The following is an 18076-nucleotide window of genomic DNA, read 5'->3' on the forward strand; positions in this document are numbered from 1 at the left end:
GCCTTCCGGGTCGGGTGCGCCGAGGCCGCCGGGGCCGAGCCCGCCGCCCGGCAGCCCGCCGCGCAGCGGCTGGGCGCCGCGGGCGACGTCGCCGGCGTTGCCGGGAACGTGCGGCTGGACGAGCGGGTTGCCCGTCGGGTTGTACGGCGACAACAGGTTGAGGTTCTGGTTGAACGGCGGGTTGCCCGGCCCGTTGTAGGGCGGGTTCCCCGGGCCGTTGAACGGCGGGTTGCCGGGGCCGTTGTACGGGGGGTTGCCCGGGTTCGGGTTGCCGATCGTCGGCGGCTTGCCCGGCGGGAACGAGTTGGACGGCGTCGTGTTCTGCGAGGGCCCGACCGTGCCACCGCCACCGACCGTGGGCACGACCGTGCCACCGCCGCCGCCTCCACCGCCACCACCGCCACCGCCACCGGCGCCACCGACGCTGCCGGTGGGGACCTGCGGGGCGTGCGCGGGCGGCGGTGAGGTGCTGACCTTGCCACCGTTCGACGGGGCGAAGCCGTTCGCGGTGGTCCCCTGCTGGCTGCCCGAGGCGGCCGTGTCCGCCTCGGCGCCACCGCTGGGCACGTAGGACAGGGTGCCGCCCTGGGGCGGCGGCGCGGAGACCACGACGTCGGGCGGTGCCACGAACGTGCCGAGCGTGTCCCGATTCCAGGTGCTGCTCGACTCGTAGGTCTGCATGGTCTGCACGGCGCGCTGCTCGGCCTCGTTCTGCGCGGCCTCCTGCGCCTCGTGGTCCGCGGCCTGTGCGGCGACGGCGACGGCCGGACCCGCGTTGCCGGTCAGTGCCGCGGCGCCGGCGGTGGCGACCGCCCAGGCCGAGGGAGCGGGCGTGGTCACCGGCACTGGTTCGGGCATCCTGGCCCGCGCGTCGGAGACGTAGTCGGCCTGCAGCTCGCTGGAGGTGCGCATGACGCTGCTCGCCGACTCGGCGTCGGCCGCCCACTCGGCGAGCGGGGTCAGGCCGGTACGCGCCCGGTCGGCGGCCTCGCCCTCCCAGGTGGCGCCGGTCTCGGAGAGGCGCTTGTTGAGGTCGGCGTCGATCTGGGTGAGCTCCGCGGTGAGGCTCTGCCAGTACGCCGTCTGCGGTTCGGAGGCGGCCGCACCAGGGCCGCTGTTGATCATCTTGTAGAGCTCAGGGTGCTCGAAGCCCCGCCATCGGTAACCCATGGAGATCAATCCCTCTAGTTGTACTTACCCCAGCGGGCGGTGTTGGTCCCCTCCGTCGCCAGATACTGCTGCTGGGAGAGCTCGAGCGACTCGATCGCGTTGGCCAACTGCTCCTGGTACCCCACCAGGCACTGGTACGCCGAATCGGCGCCGCCGCCGTTGGTGCGCTCGCCGAACGTGGTCGCGGTCTCACCGCTGACCGGATCGCCCGCCCACTCCTCGACGGGGAGGCCGGCCAGCTCCCGCACCTTCGCGTTGACCCGGTCGTGAGCGTCCCGGAACGCGGCCAGAGCCTGCGGTATGGCGGACGGCTCGATGCGCAACCGCTGCGTCCCGGTATAGGTCGGTCCGGCTGGGACGGCAGGGGCGGCACCCCCGCCACCGTCTGTAACGAACACGGCTCGTCTCCTCCGTTGGTGTAACGCGGACGACTGTATCTCCGATGCGCGCTGCCGGGGAGTGGTTCCCAGAAGCAACCGTTTCTACGCCTGAGACGTCCCACACTCCCGGTCCGGTTCCTTCCGGGTCGGTCCTACCCGGTCAGCGCATCAGGCCGACGGCCGCTGTCGCGATCTCGGCGACCGTGCCGCACAACTGTGGCTGCGGCTGGACGGGGCGGGTCCCGCTCTTCGGCGTGCCGTAGGAGACATACAGCATCTGGCCGTCGTGGACGTCCACCACGGCGATGCACGTGTCCGGGTTGCGCGGGGTGAGCACGGTCATCGGGTAGCCGGCGGCCACCCCGTCGGTCTTCGCCGTGACGTTGGCGGAGTCGACATAGGACGGCGCGTCCCGGTTGGTGACCGCGACGGCCAGCATCGAGGCGTTGGTGTCGATCCCGCTGGCCGAGCAGTCGAGCGAGCCGGGGAACAACAGGGACCGTCCGCCCAACGGCGGCCGGTCGTCGTCGAGCCCGAACTTCCGGCGGGGTAGCGCGGCGACCACCTGGCAGATGTCCACCTGGGAGAGGTTGATCGGGGCGGGCCGCTGGACCGACGGTCGCGTTGTGGACGGTGCGCCGGTCGAGGGGGCCGGGGACGAGGTGCTCACCTCGGATGTGACGGACGTCTCAGCCGCGACCGGAAAGCCAGGAGCGGGACTCGAGCACCCCACGAGCACGAGCAGACAGGCGCCGGCCAGCGCCCGCCGCAGCTTGTGGATCCCCATGCCCGCCCACCCTAGCCGCCGGGGCACGTTGCCGGGCAGCGCTCAGACCAGCCACCGCACGATCTCCTCCGGCGGGCCCGGCTTGGCGTAGAGCCAGCCCTGCGCGCTGTCGCAGCCGATGTCGCTCAGGCGCTCCGCCTGGTCGCGGGTCTCCACTCCCTCGGCGATGACACCGAGCCCGAGCGTGTGGGCCAGCGAGACGAGGGCACGCACGATCTGGGCGTCGACCGAGTCCGGCTCGTCGGCCCGCAGCCCCACCACGAAGGACCCCGCGATCTTCAGGGCGTGCACGGGCAGGTGTCGGAGGTAGGCGAGGTTCGAGTAGCCCGTGCCGAAGTCGTCGATCGCCACGCACACGCCGAGGTCGACGAGCTCGCGTAGCGCGTCGAGCGGTTCACCGGTCGTGCCCATGATCGCACTCTCGGTGAGTTCCAGCTGCAGGCTCGTCGGCGGCAGGCCCGCCTCGCGCAGGATCCGGGCGATGTCCTCGACCAGGCCCGGCTCCTCGACCTGGCGCGCGGCCAGGTTCACGCTGACCACCGGCGCGACCCCACCGAGCGCGGCCCACTCCGCGGCCTGGGCACACGCCTTGGCCAGGACGGACCGTCCGAGCTGGACGATCAGGCCGGTCTCCTCGGCGAGCCCGATGAACCGGTCCGGGCCGAGGCGGCCGAACTCCGGGTGGGCCCACCGCACCAGAGCCTCGACCCCGGTCAGCGTGCCCTCGGGTAGTCGCACGATGGGCTGGTACTCCACATAGAACTCGTCGCGCTCGAGCGCGGCCGGCATCGCCGCGGAGAGCGCGATCCTGGCGACCTCCCGAGCGTTGCGCTCCGCGTCGTAACAGGCCCAGCGGTTCTTCCCGTCGGCCTTCGCCCAGTGCAGGGTCACGTCCGCGTCGCGCATGGTGTCCGCCGGGGTGGACGTCGACACGGCGCGCTCGACGATGCCGACACTGGCCGAGACGGCGAGCCGGTGCCCGCCGACCCGGACCGGCTCCGCCACCGCCGCGAGCACCCGCTCGGCGAGCGCGACCAGCTCCGACACCCCGTCGGTCTGCTCGACGAGCAGGGCGAACTCGTCGCCGCCGACCCGGGCCAGCAGCCGGTTGGGCGCGGTGACCAGACCGTAGAGCCGGTCGGCGATCTCGATCAGCAGCTGGTCGCCGATCACGTGGCCGAGCGTGTCGTTGATGGCCTTGAAGCCGTCGAGGTCGACGTAGCACAGCCCGATCCGCTGGGCCGTCCGCCCGAACGCCGCCTCCAGTCGTTCGGTGAACAGTGCCCGGTTGCCCAACCGGGTCAGCGGGTCGTGGTTGGCCTGGTGGCGCAGGCGCTCGGACAGCACGTGCCGCTCGGTGTTGTCCTCGACCATGCCGACCAGCAGCTGCGGTTCGCCGCCCTCGTCGCGCACGAGCGAGACGGTGACGCTCGCCCACAACGCCGAGCCGTCCCGCCGGCGGAACCGCCGCTCGATCCGGTAGTGGTCGCGCCGGCCGGCCACCATCTCGTTGAAGTAGCGGCGCAGCTCCGGCGGGTCGTCCTCGTGCAGGAACTCGGCCACGTTGCGGCCGCGCACCCGGTCCGGTGCGAGGCCGAGCATGGCCGCGAAGGCGGCGTTGACCTCGACCAGGCGGCCGGAGGTGTCGGTGATGCCGATGCCGATCGCGGCTGCCGAGAACACGGCGTTGAACCGCGCCTCGCTCCGCCGGTCCGACTCGACCGCGTCGCCGCCCTGCTCATCCCCCTGGACGGCCCGGACGAACCCGCGGGCGAGCGCGGCCTGCACGTCGGCCAGCCGGGGCGACCCGGGCAGCGCGTCGGCGAGGAACCGGATCGTGGCGGCGAGCACGTCGGGCGTGCCGAGACCGGCGTCGACGAGCTCCGCGGCGCCCCGCTCGACGGGAATGATCGAAAACGGCTCCGCGGTCGCGGCGGTCAGCACGACGTCAAGGAATTCACCGGCACGCTCGCGGAATGCCGCCACCTCCGTCGGTGCGACTCCGCTTCCGAGCGCGTGGGCCCACGACACCGCGAGCACATCGCGGCGAGACCCTGTCGCGCCTGCCACGGGCACACCTTTCGGCTTCGAGTTCTCCGAGGATAAGCCCACCTTCACGGTCCGTCCATGTCCACATTCTGGCCGTTATCCCAGCAGGCAGGCGAGGGGTTGTCCAACTTGTTGTTACTAATTAACCGGGAAGGGTGACAAAACGGTAGAACGCGCCCACAATCGGTACCTTGGCAACTCCGGGCTCCCCGAAGCTGTCACCGCGAGGGCAATGGAAAGGCGATCACATGAACCGCATTCTCCGCGGCAAACGCCGCGGACCAATCGCCGCGGCGACCGCGATGATCGTGGTGGTAACCGCGATGACCACCGCCGTAGCACTCGCCAGCCCGGCGCTGGCCGACCAGGACGCCACCCCTGCCGGCGACCAGGCGGCCATCGACGCGCTGGTGGCGAAGTACGACCACCCCATGGGCTCGCAGATCCGCAAGCACGAGGGAACCGCCCAGATGCCGCGCAGCGTCGACCCCCGCGACCACGGCGTGCTGGCCTCGGTCGAGGGCATCGACGTCAGCGGCTGGCAGGGCAACGTCGACTGGCCGGCGCAGTGGAACGCGGGCAAGCGCTTCGTCTGGGCCAAGGCGACCGAGGGCACCGGGTACGAGAACCCGTACTTCGCCCAGCAGTACAACGGCTCCTACAACCAGGGCTTCATCCGGGGCGCGTACCACTTCGCGCTGCCCGACCGCTCGAGCGGCGCCGCGCAGGCGAACTACTTCTCCAACAACGGCGGTGGCTGGTCGGGTGACGGCAGGACGCTGCCCGGGGCGCTGGACATGGAGTACAACCCCTACGGCGCGACCTGCTACGGGCTGTCCAAGGCGGCCATGACCAACTGGATCAGGGACTTCAGCGACACCTACAAGGCCCGCTGGGACAAGTACCCGGCGATCTACACCTCGACCAGCTGGTGGAACCAGTGCGTGGGCGCGAGCTTCGGCAGCACCAACCCGCTCTGGGTCGCCCGCTACGCCTCGGCGCCTGGCGCGCTGCCCGTCGGGTGGAGCGTCTACACGGTCTGGCAGTACAGCTCCACGCCGATCGACCAGAACTCGTTCAACGGCAGCTACGACCGGCTCGTGGTGTTCGCGCGCAACGCCGACTGAGCACGTACCTCCCAGCGGGAAGAGGGCCGCTCGCGCCAACCCGGGCGCGAGGGCCCTCTTCCGGCATTTAAGCTCCGCGTGAGCAGGGAACGGACACCCCCGCGTTCACGTCGGACGTCCGGGCAGAAGTGATCCCGGGGAGGAAAGCGCGCATGACGTACCCACCACAGCCGCCGCAGGGCGGGCCGGATCCGTACGGGCAGGGGCAGCAGCCCGGTCAGCAACCGGGTCAGTACGGCGGGCAGGACCCCTACGGTCAGCAGTACGGCGGCGGTCAGCAGTACGGCGGACAGCAGCAGCAGTACGGCGGGCAGTACGGCGGACAGCAGTACGGTGGCGAGCAGCAGCAGTACGGCGCCGGTCAGCCCTACGGGGCCTACCAGCAGCAGCCGACCGCGCAGTACCCCGGCTACGACCAGAGCACCCAGTACGGCGGCTTCCCCGGCGGCCAGCAGTACGGCGGCTACGGCACGCCACCGCCGCAGAAGAAGAAGACCGGCATGATCGTCGCGATCGTGTCGGTCGTGGTGCTGGTGCTGGCCGGCGTCGGGATCACCGGCTTCGTGGCGCCCGGCTTCTTCCTCTCCGACGACAAGAACAACGCGGGCGGCGGCGGCTCCTCGCAGACCTCCGCACCCGCGGGTGGCGGCGCGGACCAGTTCCTCGCCCAGCTCGTCGCCGCGACCGACGGCAAGGACGCCGACCGGCTCAAGGAGATGGCCTGCGACAACGCCGAGGACAACGTCAACCAGGCCATCGAGGACATCGACCAGATCTCCGGCGCCAAGCTCAAGGACAGCGAGGAGGTGTCGGACAGCGAGGTCAAGGCGACCGTCGACATCACCGTCGACGGCGACACCGGCGCCTTCGAGGTGCTGGTGACCAAGGACGGCGGGGACTGGTGCTGGAAGGACATCGACCTCGGGGCCGGCAGCACGGACCCGAGCGCGGACGTCCCGACCTCGAGTGAGAACGCTCCGCCGCCGAGCGAGGGCGGCGGTGGTGGTGGTGGTGGTGGCGGCGGCGAGCCGGGTGCCAGCGAGGGGCAGGCGTTCGTCGAGAGCTTCCTGAGCGCGATCAACGCCGGGGACACCGCGAAGGCGACCGGCGTGCTCTGCGGCGACAGCGACAGCCAGGGCGACGTCACCGACGCGATCAGCGCGAAGGCCCAGCTCCAGATCGACCCGGCCGGCCTGCAGGCGCAGGACGAGTACGTGGGGGCGGACCTCAAGGGCACGCTGGACGGCGCACCGACCTCCGCCGCGCGCACCAGCGCGTTCTACGAGGAAAACGGGTGGTGCATCTACACCTTCTACGCGTTCTGATCGGGACCCGGCGATGACCAGCCTGCTGTTCGTCGTCGTCGGGCTCGTGTCCATCCTCGGCGGCGTGTGCGTGTTCGCGGTGTGGAACCTGCGCGCCAGGGGGATGGAGAACCTGCGCCTCGTCGGCACCGTGCTGCTGGCCGGCGGGGCGCTCGCCCTGGTCACCGGCTGGCTGCTGACCGGGGAGAACCCGGACCGCGGCGATGCGATCAAGACGGGCGGGCTGGCGGCGGGGTCGGTCGTGGCGCTGTACGCGCTGTGGCTCAACGACCGCCGCCGCCGGGTCGACGAGGAACGCCAGGAGCTCGAGCAGAGCCGCCAGCGGCTGGAGAGCGACCGGGCCGAGCACGACCGGGAGCGAGCCGCGGACGAACGGTTCCTTCGGGCTGTCGAGCTGCTGGGCCACGAGGCCGACCAGGTGCGGGTGGGCGCGCTGCACGCACTGGCCGGTCTCGCCCGCAGCCGGCCGTCCTACACCCAGGACGTGCTCGACGTCATCTGCTCGTACCTGCGCCGCCCGTTCGACCACCCGCGCTACGCGGCGATCCGAGGGGTCCCGGCCCGGTTCGAGGGCGACGAGCGGGACGCCGACCGCTGGCTGCAGGTGCGGCTGACCGCTCAGCGCCTGATCGCCGACCTGCTGCCCGAGGTCGGCACCCCGGACGCACCGGCCTACAACCTCGACCTGCACGGGGCGACGCTGGAGTACTTCGACATCGCCAACCGGGTGCTCGGCCAACTGCGGGCGCGCGAGCTCAACCTCTACGAGGCGAACACGCTGCGCGGGTGTGTCGTGCGGGGTCCGGCCTGGTTCACCGGCAGCCGCAGCTGGGGCCGGCTGGGGGTGCACAACGCGGTGTTCGAGCGGGAGTGCTGGTTCAGCCGTTTCACCGCGCACGAGCGGGTCGACTTCAGCAACACCGAGTTCCGCGGCAACACCAAGTTCGCCAACTCCAGCTGGTCGGGCCCGGTCCTGTTCCGCGACGCCCGGTTCGCCAACAACGTCGACTTCTCCCACACCCGCTTCGCCGCCGACCTCGACCTCCGCGTCGCCGGCGCCACCCTCACCGGCCGCACGTACGCGATGCGGGTGTCGCTGTCCCACGAGCACCACCTGCCCCCCGGCTGGCACCTGGACGGCAGCCGCGAGGGAGACCTGGGCCTGGTCCGGGCCTGACCTCACTACTCCCGCACGGCACGCACGAACAGAAACACCGGCTGGGTGTCGAGCACGGCGAACAGCTCCGCGCCGTGTGCCGGTCGTAGGCTTCGGCGTGCTCGTCGAAGATCAACCGAACAGGGCGGGGAGCGTGCCCTCCCAGGCCGTGCGCAGCTCGGGCAGGGGCAGGGCGGGGATGCCCTCGATCTCCAGCACGTCGGTCGCCCCCACGGTGCCGAGGCGGCGCCAGGGGACGTCGGCCTCGGTGCAGCGGGCGGTGAACCCGTCCAGCTCGGCGGGGGGTACGGCGACCAGGACACGGGCGCTCGACTCGCTGAACAGGGCGACGAACGGGTCGTCACCCGGCAGGGTGACCCGGCAGCCGGTGCCGGACAGCAGGCACGCCTCGACCAGGGTCTGGGCCAGCCCGCCGTCGGACAGGTCGTGCGCGGCCGCGACACCGCCGCCGCGCAGGACCTCGGCGAGCCGCCGTTCGCGGCGCAGGTCGACCGCGGGCGGACGGCCGCCGAGGTGGCCGTGTGCCACGTGGGCCCACTCCGAGCCGCCGAGCTCGGGCTCGGTGGCGCCGAGCAGCACCAGGACGTCCCCGGGGGCGCCGAGGCCGGTCGGGATCCTGGCGGCCACGTCGTCGATGACGCCGAGCACCCCCACCACGGGGGTGGGCAGGATCGCGGTGGCGCCGGTCTGGTTGTAGAAGCTGACGTTGCCGCCGGTGACCGGGATGCCGAGCTCGGCACAGCCGTCGGCCAGACCGCGGACGGCCTGCTCGAACTGCCACATCACCCCCGGGTCCTCCGGGGAGCCGAAGTTCAGGCAGTTGGTCACCGCGACCGGGCGGGCACCGGAGACCGCCACGTTCCGGTAGGCCTCGGCCAGCGCCAGCTGCGTCCCGGCGTAGGGGTCCAGGCGCACGAAGCGACCGTTGCAGTCGCAGGAGATCGCCACGCCCCGCCCGGTGGCCTCGTCGACCCGGATCATGCCGGCGTCCGAGGGCTGGGCCAGCACCGTCCCGCCGCGCACGTAGCGGTCGTACTGCTCGGTGACCCACCGCCGCGACGCCAGGTTGGGCGAGGCGGCCATCCGCAGGATCTCCGCGCGCAGCTCGTCCGGGCCCGAGGGCCGCGGCAGCTGCTCGGGGCCGGCGGCGACCAGGGCGTCCTGGTCGGCCGGGCGCTGGACCGGGCGCTGGTACACCGGGCCCTCGTGGGCGACGGTGCGCGGCGGCACGTCCACGACGGTCTGGCCGTGCCAGGTGATCACCAGGCGGTCGCCGTCGGTGACCTCGCCGATCTCGGTGGCGATCACGTCCCACTTGGCGCAGACGCGCATAAAGGCGTCCACATCGGACGGACGGACGACCGCGCACATGCGTTCCTGCGACTCCGAGGACAGGATCTCGGCCGGGGTCATCCCGGTCGCCCGCAGCGGCACCCGGTCCAGGTTCACCAGCATGCCGCCGTCTCCGGCGGAGGCCAGCTCGCTGGTCGCACAGGACAGACCGGCGCCGCCGAGGTCCTGGATGCCGACCACCAGGCCGGCGCCGAACAGCTCGAGGCAGCACTCGATGAGCACCTTCTCCATGAAGGGGTCACCGACCTGCACGCTCGGCAGCTTCTTGCGGCCGGTGCCGCCCTCGTCCCCGGCGAAGGTGTCCGAGGCGAGCACCGAGACGCCGCCGATGCCGTCCAGCCCGGTCCGGGCGCCGAACAGGATCACCTTGTTGCCGGTGCCCGAGGCGTGGGCGAGGTGTAGGTCCTCGACCCGCATCGCACCGACGCAGAGCGCGTTGACCAGCGGGTTGCCCTGGTAGGACGGGTCGAACACGACCTCGCCGCCGATGTTGGGCAGGCCGAGGCAGTTGCCGTAGCCGCCGACGCCGGCGACGACGCCGGGCAGCACCCGGCGGGTGTCCGGGGCGTCCGCGGCGCCGAACCGCAGCGGGTCCATGACCGCGAGCGGCCGAGCGCCCATCGCCAGGATGTCGCGCACGATGCCGCCGACGCCGGTCGCCGCGCCCTGGTACGGCTCGACGTAGGAGGGGTGGTTGTGCGACTCGACCTTGAACGTGACGGCCCAGCCGTCGCCGATGTCCACCACCCCGGCGTTCTCGCCGATGCCGGCCAGCATCCCGGCCCGCATCTCCTCGGTCGTGGTGGTCCCGAAGTAGGCCAGGTGAACCTTCGAGGACTTGTAGGAGCAGTGCTCGCTCCACATGACCGAGTACATGGCGAGCTCGGCGTCGGTCGGCCGGCGACCCAGGATCTCGCGGATCCGGGCGTACTCGTCGTCCTTGAGCCCCAGCTCCCGGTAGGGCTGGTTGACCTCGGGGGTGCTTACCGCGTGGTCGACCGTGTCCACGTGGACGGCACCCGGCGTGTGGGTGGCGGTCATGCTGGCACCGACCCCAGCACCGAGCGGAAGATGCCAAGGCCGTCGGCGCTCGGCCCGGTGAGCGCGTCGACGGCGTGCTCGGGATGCGGCATCAGGCCGACGACCCGGCCGTCGGTGGAGCAGATCCCGGCGATGTCGCCGACGGAGCCGTTCGGGTTCCCACCGACGTAGCGGAAGACCACTCGACCCTCGCCCTCCAACTCGTCCACTGTGGACTTCGAGGCGGTGAAGCGCCCGTCCATGTTCTTCACCGGGATGACGATCTCCACTCCCTGCTCGTAGCTCCCGGTCCACGCGGTCGAGGTGCGCTCCACCCGCAGGGTCTGGTCGCGACAGACGAAGTGCAGCCCGGCGTTGCGCAGCAGCGCGCCGGGCAGCAGGCCGGCCTCGCACAGGACCTGGAAGCCGTTGCAGATGCCCAGAACCGGCATCCCGCGCCGGGCGGCGGCCACCACCTCGCCCATCACCGGGGCGAACCGGGCGATGGCACCGGCCCGCAGGTAGTCGCCGTAGGAGAACCCGCCGGGCACGACGACGGCCTCCACCCCGCGCAGGTCGGCGTCGCCGTGCCAGAGAGCCACCGGCTCGGCACCGGCGAGGCGGACCGCACGGGCGGCGTCGACGTCGTCGAGGGTGCCCGGGAAGGTGATGACACCGACCTTCACGACTCCACCCGCCGCACGACGAAGTCCTCGACGACCGGGTTGGACAGGAAGCCCTCGGCGATCCGCTCGAGCGTCCGGTCGTCGACCGAGTCGTCCACCTCCAGCTCGAAGTGCTTGCCCTGCCGGACGTCGGAGACGCCGGCGAAGCCCAGCCGGGGCAGCGCGTTGGCGACCGCCTGTCCCTGCGGGTCGAGGATCTCGGGCTTGGGCATGACATCGACGACGACTCGGGCCACGACAGGCTGCTCCTGGGTCGAGGAGAGGTGGGTTTCGCCCAGCACACTACCCGCCGCACGGCGAAGGGTGCCCTGGTCGGGCCGGTGAACTCGCACACGACCGAGTGGCGGCGGTTCTTCCGTTCCGCACCCGGCGCGACCGCGGATTCGGGATGATCCGTACAGCGAACCCGACCTGACTGAGGGGGATCAGGCAGATGCGAACCCGTACCCGCGTTTCCGCCGCCGTGCTGGCGGCCACCATGGCGGCCGCCGCGCCGGCCGCGACCGGAGTGGCCCAGGCGACCCACGGCCACCTGCCGCCGGTGTTGACGCCGGCGGCCGTCAACCAGTTCCCCGAGGGGGTGGCCTGGGATCCGACCCGGCAGGCGCTGCTGGTCGGCTCGGTGACCATGCCACCCGTCATCTCCGCGGTCGGCCGGGACGGTGTGGCTCGTACCGTCGTCACCGACCCCGGGGTGCCGGCCTTCCTCGGCCTCAAGGTGGACGCGCGCCGCGGGCGGATCGTGGCCGTATACGGCGTTCCCGGTTTTCCGGCGCCGACCGGGCTCGGGATCTACGACCTGGCCACCGGAGAGCGGGAGCGGCTCGTCGACCTCGGCGGAGAGAACCACGCACCCAACGACGTCGCGCTGGACGACCGGGGCAACGCCTACGTCACCGATCCGAGCGCGGGCGCGGTGTACCGGGTGGACCTGGCGGGACAGGTGACCACGGTCGCGAGCGACCCAAGGCTGGGACCGGCGCCCGGCGCCAACGGCATCGCCTGGCATCCGGACGGGTACCTGCTGGTCGTCAACCACACGACGGGCCGGCTCTACCGGCTGGCCGGTGGGCGGGTGAGCGAGGTGTGGATGCCGGAACCGCTGGTCGGCGCGGACGGCATCGGCCTGCGCCGGGACGGCACGCTGGTCGTGGTCACCAACACGATCCTCGGGCTGCCCGGCAGCACGGTCGAGGTGCACGAGCTGGCGGTGGTCGCCGGCGGGCGGGTAGCCCTGCCGCTGCGGGCCACGCCCTGGCCGGACCCCGCCCCGACCACGGTCGCGGTCACCCCGCACGGCGACTACGTCCTGGACGGCCACCTGGACGTGCTGTTCAGCGGCGGCACCGCGACCGACTTCGTGCTGCGCCGGGTTTAGGGCACCCGGGCACGGCGTTCGCCGAGCGCGAGATCGCTGGCGGTGCGGTGACCTCCAGGCGAGGGTGTCGCCATGAGACTCCTGGTTCTCGGTGGAACGATCTTCGTCGGACACGCGGTGGCGGCGGAGGGGGTACGGCGCGGGCACGAGGTCGTCTGCGCGGCGCGTGGGGAGTCCGGCTCGGTGCCGGCGGGCGCGACCCTGGTGCGGGTCGACCGGAACGCCGAGGACGGGCTGGCCCCGCTCGCCGGACAGGACTTCGACGCGGTGGTGGACGTGTCGCCGCTGTCCTACCCCTGGGTGGAACGCGCGCTGCGGGCCCTGGGCGAGCGGGTCGGGCACTGGTCGTTCGTGTCGACGATCAGCGTGTACGCCGACAACGCCACGCCCGGACTGACCCCGGAGACCGGCCCGCTGGTGCCGGCGCTGACCGAGCACTCCGACCGCGAGCAGATGGCCGCCCGGGGCGGCGAGGACGGTGTCCTGCTCTACGGCGGGATCAAGGTGGCCAGCGAGAACGCCGTGCGGGCGGCGATGGGCGACCGCGCCCTGGTCACCCGGCCCGGCCTCATCACCGGCGCGGGCGACCGCAGCGACCGGTTCGGCTACTGGCCGGCCCGGTTCGCCCGCGGCGGCCGCGTCCTCGTGCCGGACACCCCCGAGCTCCCCATGCAGTACATCGACGTGCGGGACTACGCGCGCTGGCTCCTCGACGCCGCGGAACGGGGGCTCACCGGCACCTTCGACGCCGTCGGCCCGGCCCAGCCGCTCCCGGACCTGGTCGCCGGGATCCGGGAGGCGGTCGGGGTGGACGTGGAGCCGGTGCCGGCCACCGCGGAGCAGTTGGTCGAGGCGAAGGTCGAGCCGTGGGGCGGTCCGCGCTCGCTGCCGCTGTGGCTGCCGCCGGAGTTCCTCGGCATGGGAGCCCACGACCCGACGCCCGCCCTCGAGGCCGGCTTGCGGGTGCGCCCACTCGACGAGGCGGTGGCCGACGCGCTGGAGCGGGAGCGGGAGCTCGGCCTGGACCGGCCGCGCCGGGCGGGACTGAGCCCACAGGAGGAGCAGGAGGTACTCGCCAAGCTCTGACCGGAGTGGGAGTCTTGCTCGGGTGAGCGAGACCTTCGACTACATCGTTGTGGGCGCGGGCAGCGCGGGATGCGTGCTGGCCAACCGGTTGACCGAGGACCCGGCACGTTCGGTTCTGCTGCTCGAGGCCGGCGGCGAGGACGACGCCGACGAGATGCACATCCCGGCGGCGTTCTCCAGCCTGTTCAAGACCAGGCACGACTGGAACTACGAGACGGTCGAGCAGAAACAGCTCGGCGGCCGACGGGCCTACTGGCCGCGGGCGAAGGTGCTCGGCGGCTGCTCGTCGATGAACGCGATGATCTACATCCGCGGCAACCGGGCCGACTACGACGGCTGGCGCGACAAGCACGGCGCCGCCGGCTGGGGCTACGACGACGTGCTGCCGTACTTCGTCCGCTCCGAGCACAACACGCGGCTGGGCGGGCCGCTGCACGGCACCGACGGCCCGCTGTACGTCGAGGACCGCCGCTTCACCCACGAGCTCTCCCAGGCCTGGGTGGACGCGGCGGTGGCCTGGGGCCTCAAGCCGACCGACGACTTCAACGGCGCCACCCAGGAGGGCGCCGGGCTGTACCAGGTGACCTGCCGGGGCGGGCGGCGCTGGTCCACGGCGGACGCCTACCTGCGCCCGGCGCTGGACCGGCCGAACCTGACCGTGCGCACGAACGCCCTGGCCGAGCGGGTGCTGTTCGAGGGCACCCGGGCGGTCGGCGTGGCCTACCGCCGGCACGGGACGGCGGAGGTCGCCCGCACCGAGGGCGAGGTCCTCCTGGCCGGGGGCGCGGTGAACTCGCCGCAGCTGCTCATGCTGTCCGGCATCGGGCCGGCCGAACACCTGCGTGAGCTGGGGCTGGAGGTGCTGGTGCACCTCCCGGAGGTCGGCGAGAACCTGCACGACCACCCGGCCGCGGCGATCCTCTGGCAGACCAGGGACACCACCGACCTGGCGGACCTCGCGACGCCCGGCGCGCTGCTGCGCTGGAAGCTGACCGGCCGTGGGCCGCTGGCCTCCAACGTGGGTGAGGCCGGGGCCTTCTACCAGGTGCGGACCGACCTGCCGGACATGCAGGTGCACGTCGCGCCGTCGATCTTCTACGACAACGGCCTGCGCGAGCCCTCGGTCTCCGGGTTCACCGCCGGCGCCACGCTGGTGGCACCGCTGAGCCGGGGCCGGCTGCGACTGCGCTCGGCCGATCCGCGGTGGCGCCCGGAGATCGACCCGGCCTACTACGCCGACCCGATCGACCTGGAGGTCATGGTGGCGGCGCTGCGCCACATGATCGAGATCGGCACGCGGGCCCCGCTGGCCCGGCTGCTCGCCGGCCCGCACCTGCCCACGACGCACACGCTCTCCGACGAGGACCTGGCCGAGCACGTGCGGGCGGTCACCCAGACGCTCTACCACCCGGTCGGCACCTGCGCGATCGGCACGGTCGTCGACCCCGAGCTGCGGGTCCGGGGCGCGGAAGGGCTCCGGGTGGTCGACGCGTCGGTGATGCCGGTGGTGCCCCGGGGCAACACCAACGCACCGACGATCATGGTCGCCGAGCGGGCGGCGGACCTGATCCGGGGCCGAACCTCGTCCTGAGTGTCCGGCGGCTCAGCGGCGCCTGCCGTGCAACAGGGTGATCACCTTGGCCACGGTGGCGTCGGTCTTGGCCGTGCGGGCGAACGTGGTCAGGTTCAGCGGCGCGCGGAAGCGCTGGCGAGCGATGGCCTTGGGCCGGGCGAACTCCTTGAGGCCCTCCGGGCCGTGAATGCGGCCGAACCCGGACTCGCCGATGCCGCCGAAGGGCAGCGCCGGGATGCCGGCGAAGCTGATCACGCCGTTGACCGCGGTCATGCCCGAGCGCAGCCGCCGGGCCAGCTCCATCCCGCGTGCCTTGGCGAAGACGGTCGCACCGAGGCCGTAGCGGGTGGCGTTGGCCTTGTCGACCGCCTCGTCCATGTCGCGGACCTTCGCGACGGTGAGGGTGGGCCCGAACGTCTCCTCGCGCACGGCTGCCGAGTCCTCCGGGACGTCGACCAGCACGGTCGGCTGGACGAACCGCTCGCCCACCGCGTCCGCGCCGCCGACCAGTGCCCGCCCACCCCTGGCCAGGGCGTCGGCGATGTGCCGCCGGATGATCTCGAGCTGGCCGGGCATGGTGATCGGGCCGATCTGGGCCTCGGGGTCCGAGCCGGCCCGGACCTTGCCGGCGAGGTCGACGACCCGGGACAGGAAGTCGTCGTAGACCTTCTCGTGCACATACACGCGCTCGACCCCGGTGCAGGTCTGGCCGGCGTTGGACATACCGCCCCAGACCGCCGCGTCGGCGGCGGCCGCGACGTCCGCGTCCGCGTCCACCAGCAGGGCGTCCTTCCCGCCGGCCTCGATCAGCACCGGCGTGAGCGTCTCCGCGCACGCGGCCATGATCTTCTTGCCGGTGCCGGGTGAGCCGGTGAACGCGAGCTTGCCGACCCCGGCCCGGCACAGCGCCGCCCCGGTCTCGCCGAAGCCGGTGACCACCTGGAACACCGGGTGCTCCGGCACGACGTCGGCGAAGGTGTCGGCGAGCCACCGGCCGACGCCCGGGGTGTACTCCGAGGGCTTGAACACCACGGCGTTCCCGGCGGCCAGGGCGTAGACGATCGAGCCCATCGGCGTGAACACCGGGTAGTTCCACGGGCCGATCACGCCGACCACGCCGAGCGGCTGCCACTCCACGGTCGCGGACTGGTTGGCCATCAGCATGCCGGCCGACCGGCGCTTGGGGCCGAGCACCTTGGGCGCGTGCTTGGCCGCCCAGGCCGTGTGGTCGATGGCGAGCACGATCTCCAGCATCGCGTCGCCGTGCGGCTTGCCGGTCTCGGCGTGCACCAGCTCGGCGAGCTGGGCCGCGCGCCGGGTCAGCACGCCCTTCCAGCGGTTCAGCCGCTCCGCCCGGCCGGCGAACCCGAGCCCGGCCCACCAGTCGGCGGCCACCCGGGCCCGTTCCACGGCCGCGGCGACGTCCTCCGCGGTGTGGATCGGGTAGGTGCCGATCACCTCGTCGGTGGCCGGGTCGAGCGAGTCGAAGGTCTCGCGGACGGGCTCACCGGTGGTCGCGGACTCGGCCTGGACGGTGGTCATGCTGGCCTCCCTGGTCGGCTTCCGGCCACCCACGCTACCGGTCGGTAGCGACCGTGACGAGTACTGTGACCGGCGTGCGGATCGTTCACCACGGGCATGCCTGCGTGCTGGTCGACACCGGCTCGGCGCGGCTGCTGTTCGACCCTGGCACGCTCTCCACCGGGTTCGAGGAGCTCCGCGACCTCGACGCCATCCTGGTCACCCACCAGCACTTCGACCACCTCGACCCCGAGCGGTTGCCCGCACTGGTCGCCGTGAACCCGACGGCCGCACTGGTCGTCGACCCCGGCTCGGTCGCCGAGGTCGAGAAGCTCGGGTTGACCGCGCGGCAGGTCCTGGCCGGCGACACCCTGACCCTCGGCGGCGCCTCGGTCGCGGTGCTCGGCGGCGAGCACGCGGTCATCCACCCGGACGTCCCGACCGTCCCCAACGTGGGGTACCTGGTCGACGAGGGCGCCTTCTACCATCCGGGGGACTCGCTGGTCGTGCCGGAGCGACCGGTGGACGTGCTCGGCCTGCCGACCGCGGCGCCGTGGCTCAAGGTCGTCGAGGCCGTGGAGTTCATGCGCTCGGTGGCGCCCAGGGTCGCGACGCCGATCCACCAGGGCCTGCTCAACGAGCAGGGCCTGCGGGTGACCTACGGCTGGTTCGAGCGGATGGCGCCGGAGGGCACCGAGCTCCGGCCGCTCACGCCGCTCGAGCCGACCGAACCCTGAGCAGGTCGGGGTAGGTGGTCGCGCGGGCGCCGTGCTGCAACGCGATGTCCACGGCGTCCAGCACCGCCTGGCGCGGCCCCGAGCGGTCCAGGTCCACGGCGTCCACGGCGAGGCGCACCAGCCCGCCCCGGCGGGCGGTCCGCGCGGTGCCCATCACCAGGGCGAAGCACCACCAGGGCTCGGTCCGTTCACCGAAGGCGAAGCCCTGGACCCGTCCCCGGTGCAGGTCGCCGGTGCGCAGGTCGCGCACGCCGACGACGTCGGCACACAGGTCGTAGCCCCGCCGCCGCAGCGCCGCCCGGGTGCCCGGTGAGGCGAGCCAGCGCGGCGGGACGAAGCCGCGGGTGTCGAGCCCCAGGCCCTCCATGGCGGCAGCCGCGGCGATGAGCCGCAGACCGGCCTCGTGGGCCGGGAGCGCGGCGAACTCGGCCCGTCGCCGGCCGCCGGCCACGGGCGCGGGGTCGAAGCCGTGCTGGAGCAGGGCGTCGCCCGCGGCGACGCGCTCACGGACCCAGGAGAGCACCGACGGGGGCTGGGGGGCGCCGGCGTACCTCGGCGCGAGCAGGAGGGAGAGCGGGACGCCCCGACCGGCGAGTTCCTCGCTCAGTTCGGCACCCCGGTCCAGCGTTGTGACGTTGATCCCGGACAACGACACGAGCAGGCGTGCGTGCACGTGTCCCATGACGCCATGCCCGGGTGACCTCGAC

Annotated in this window: 16 protein-coding genes; 7 read left to right on the forward strand and 9 right to left on the reverse strand. The window is 72.6% G+C overall.

Annotated elements, in window-relative coordinates:
* From BU204_RS39465 to BU204_RS28025, 4 genes are all read right to left on the reverse strand, one after another.
* Positions 1-1170 (reverse strand): PPE domain-containing protein (locus BU204_RS39465; protein ID WP_143229801.1); only part of this gene is annotated, 1170 nt, incomplete at its 3' end.
* A 14-nt stretch (positions 1171-1184) separates the two neighbouring features.
* Positions 1185-1568 (reverse strand): hypothetical protein, encoded by a 384-nt coding sequence (locus tag BU204_RS28015; protein WP_143229802.1) that lies wholly within the window; start codon positions 1566-1568, stop codon positions 1185-1187.
* 142 nt (positions 1569-1710) lie between these two features.
* A complete protein-coding gene (locus BU204_RS28020) occupies positions 1711-2337 on the reverse strand; it encodes a DUF3558 domain-containing protein (RefSeq protein ID WP_075128770.1) in 627 nt (208 codons plus the stop codon).
* Between the two features lie 42 nt (positions 2338-2379).
* Positions 2380-4407 carry a putative bifunctional diguanylate cyclase/phosphodiesterase gene (locus BU204_RS28025; protein ID WP_233160691.1) on the reverse strand — a complete coding sequence of 676 codons (2028 nt, stop codon included), beginning with the start codon at positions 4405-4407 and terminating at the stop codon, positions 2380-2382.
* 227 nt (positions 4408-4634) lie between these two features.
* On the opposite strand from BU204_RS28025, the gene BU204_RS28030 reads away from it, so the two are divergent.
* The 3 genes from BU204_RS28030 to BU204_RS28040 all read left to right on the forward strand — a co-directional run bounded on the left by BU204_RS28030 (position 4635) and on the right by BU204_RS28040 (position 8015).
* On the forward strand, positions 4635-5513 hold the full coding sequence (locus BU204_RS28030) for a lysozyme (protein WP_075128771.1): 879 nt from the start codon (positions 4635-4637) through the stop codon (positions 5511-5513).
* Positions 5514-5665: 152 nt separating this feature from the next.
* Positions 5666-6838, forward strand: coding sequence for a hypothetical protein (locus BU204_RS28035; protein ID WP_075128772.1), 1173 nt, complete (start codon positions 5666-5668; stop codon positions 6836-6838).
* A gap of 13 nt (positions 6839-6851) precedes the next feature.
* The gene (locus BU204_RS28040; protein WP_083661709.1) at positions 6852-8015 is read left to right on the forward strand and encodes a pentapeptide repeat-containing protein; all 1164 of its coding nucleotides are present in this window, start codon (positions 6852-6854) and stop codon (positions 8013-8015) included.
* 111 nt (positions 8016-8126) lie between these two features.
* Here the strand turns inward: BU204_RS28040 and purL are convergent, their stop codons facing one another.
* The 3 genes from purL to purS are packed head-to-tail and all read right to left on the reverse strand — an operon-like array spanning position 8127 to position 11310.
* Positions 8127-10409 (reverse strand): phosphoribosylformylglycinamidine synthase subunit PurL, encoded by a 2283-nt coding sequence (purL, locus tag BU204_RS28045; protein ID WP_075128773.1) that lies wholly within the window; start codon positions 10407-10409, stop codon positions 8127-8129.
* Complete coding sequence (gene purQ, locus BU204_RS28050) at positions 10406-11074, reverse strand: phosphoribosylformylglycinamidine synthase subunit PurQ (protein ID WP_075128774.1); 669 nt, start codon at positions 11072-11074, stop codon at positions 10406-10408. The genes purL and purQ overlap by 4 nt, the downstream gene beginning before the upstream one ends.
* Positions 11071-11310 (reverse strand): phosphoribosylformylglycinamidine synthase subunit PurS, encoded by a 240-nt coding sequence (gene purS / locus BU204_RS28055; protein ID WP_075128828.1) that lies wholly within the window; start codon positions 11308-11310, stop codon positions 11071-11073. Before purS ends, purQ begins: the two co-directional genes overlap by 4 nt.
* A gap of 197 nt (positions 11311-11507) precedes the next feature.
* On the opposite strand from purS, the gene BU204_RS28060 reads away from it, so the two are divergent.
* The 3 genes from BU204_RS28060 to BU204_RS28070 all read left to right on the forward strand — a co-directional run bounded on the left by BU204_RS28060 (position 11508) and on the right by BU204_RS28070 (position 15129).
* Positions 11508-12452, forward strand: a complete 945-nt coding sequence (locus BU204_RS28060) for an SMP-30/gluconolactonase/LRE family protein (protein ID WP_083661710.1) — start codon at positions 11508-11510, stop codon at positions 12450-12452.
* Positions 12453-12524: 72 nt separating this feature from the next.
* Positions 12525-13538, forward strand: coding sequence for an NAD-dependent epimerase/dehydratase family protein (locus BU204_RS28065; protein WP_075128775.1), 1014 nt, complete (start codon positions 12525-12527; stop codon positions 13536-13538).
* A gap of 22 nt (positions 13539-13560) precedes the next feature.
* Positions 13561-15129, forward strand: a complete 1569-nt coding sequence (locus BU204_RS28070) for a GMC family oxidoreductase (protein ID WP_075128776.1) — start codon at positions 13561-13563, stop codon at positions 15127-15129.
* Between the two features lie 12 nt (positions 15130-15141).
* On the opposite strand, the gene BU204_RS28075 is transcribed toward BU204_RS28070, so the two are convergent.
* A complete protein-coding gene (locus BU204_RS28075) occupies positions 15142-16653 on the reverse strand; it encodes an aldehyde dehydrogenase family protein (protein WP_075128777.1) in 1512 nt (503 codons plus the stop codon).
* Positions 16654-16727: 74 nt separating this feature from the next.
* Here BU204_RS28075 and BU204_RS28080 point away from each other — a divergent pair, with 74 nt between their 5' ends.
* Positions 16728-17369, forward strand: a complete 642-nt coding sequence (locus BU204_RS28080) for an MBL fold metallo-hydrolase (RefSeq protein ID WP_075128830.1) — start codon at positions 16728-16730, stop codon at positions 17367-17369.
* Here BU204_RS28080 and BU204_RS28085 read toward each other — a convergent pair.
* Positions 17341-18051, reverse strand: coding sequence for a DUF2334 domain-containing protein (locus BU204_RS28085; RefSeq protein ID WP_075128778.1), 711 nt, complete (start codon positions 18049-18051; stop codon positions 17341-17343). The two genes, BU204_RS28080 and BU204_RS28085, sit on opposite strands and share 29 nt — an antisense overlap.
* Positions 18052-18076 lie beyond the last annotated feature (25 nt).

The organism is Actinophytocola xanthii (assembly GCF_001921205.1).
GTDB classification, from domain to species: Bacteria; Actinomycetota; Actinomycetes; order Mycobacteriales; family Pseudonocardiaceae; genus Actinophytocola; species Actinophytocola xanthii.

What these genes read in the sequence shown, in the direction of transcription:
- BU204_RS28020 (WP_075128770.1), bottom strand. Translation starts at nt 2,337, where the DNA reads ATGGGGATCCACAAGCTGCGGCGGGCGCTGGCCGGCGCCTGTCTGCTC.
- BU204_RS28030 (WP_075128771.1), top strand. Translation starts at nt 4,635, where the DNA reads ATGAACCGCATTCTCCGCGGCAAACGCCGCGGACCAATCGCCGCGGCG.
- BU204_RS28035 (WP_075128772.1), top strand. Translation starts at nt 5,666, where the DNA reads ATGACGTACCCACCACAGCCGCCGCAGGGCGGGCCGGATCCGTACGGG.
- BU204_RS28040 (WP_083661709.1), top strand. Translation starts at nt 6,852, where the DNA reads ATGACCAGCCTGCTGTTCGTCGTCGTCGGGCTCGTGTCCATCCTCGGC.
- purL (WP_075128773.1), bottom strand. Translation starts at nt 10,409, where the DNA reads ATGACCGCCACCCACACGCCGGGTGCCGTCCACGTGGACACGGTCGAC.
- BU204_RS28060 (WP_083661710.1), top strand. Translation starts at nt 11,508, where the DNA reads ATGCGAACCCGTACCCGCGTTTCCGCCGCCGTGCTGGCGGCCACCATG.
- BU204_RS28065 (WP_075128775.1), top strand. Translation starts at nt 12,525, where the DNA reads ATGAGACTCCTGGTTCTCGGTGGAACGATCTTCGTCGGACACGCGGTG.
- BU204_RS28075 (WP_075128777.1), bottom strand. Translation starts at nt 16,653, where the DNA reads ATGACCACCGTCCAGGCCGAGTCCGCGACCACCGGTGAGCCCGTCCGC.
- BU204_RS28085 (WP_075128778.1), bottom strand. Translation starts at nt 18,051, where the DNA reads ATGGGACACGTGCACGCACGCCTGCTCGTGTCGTTGTCCGGGATCAAC.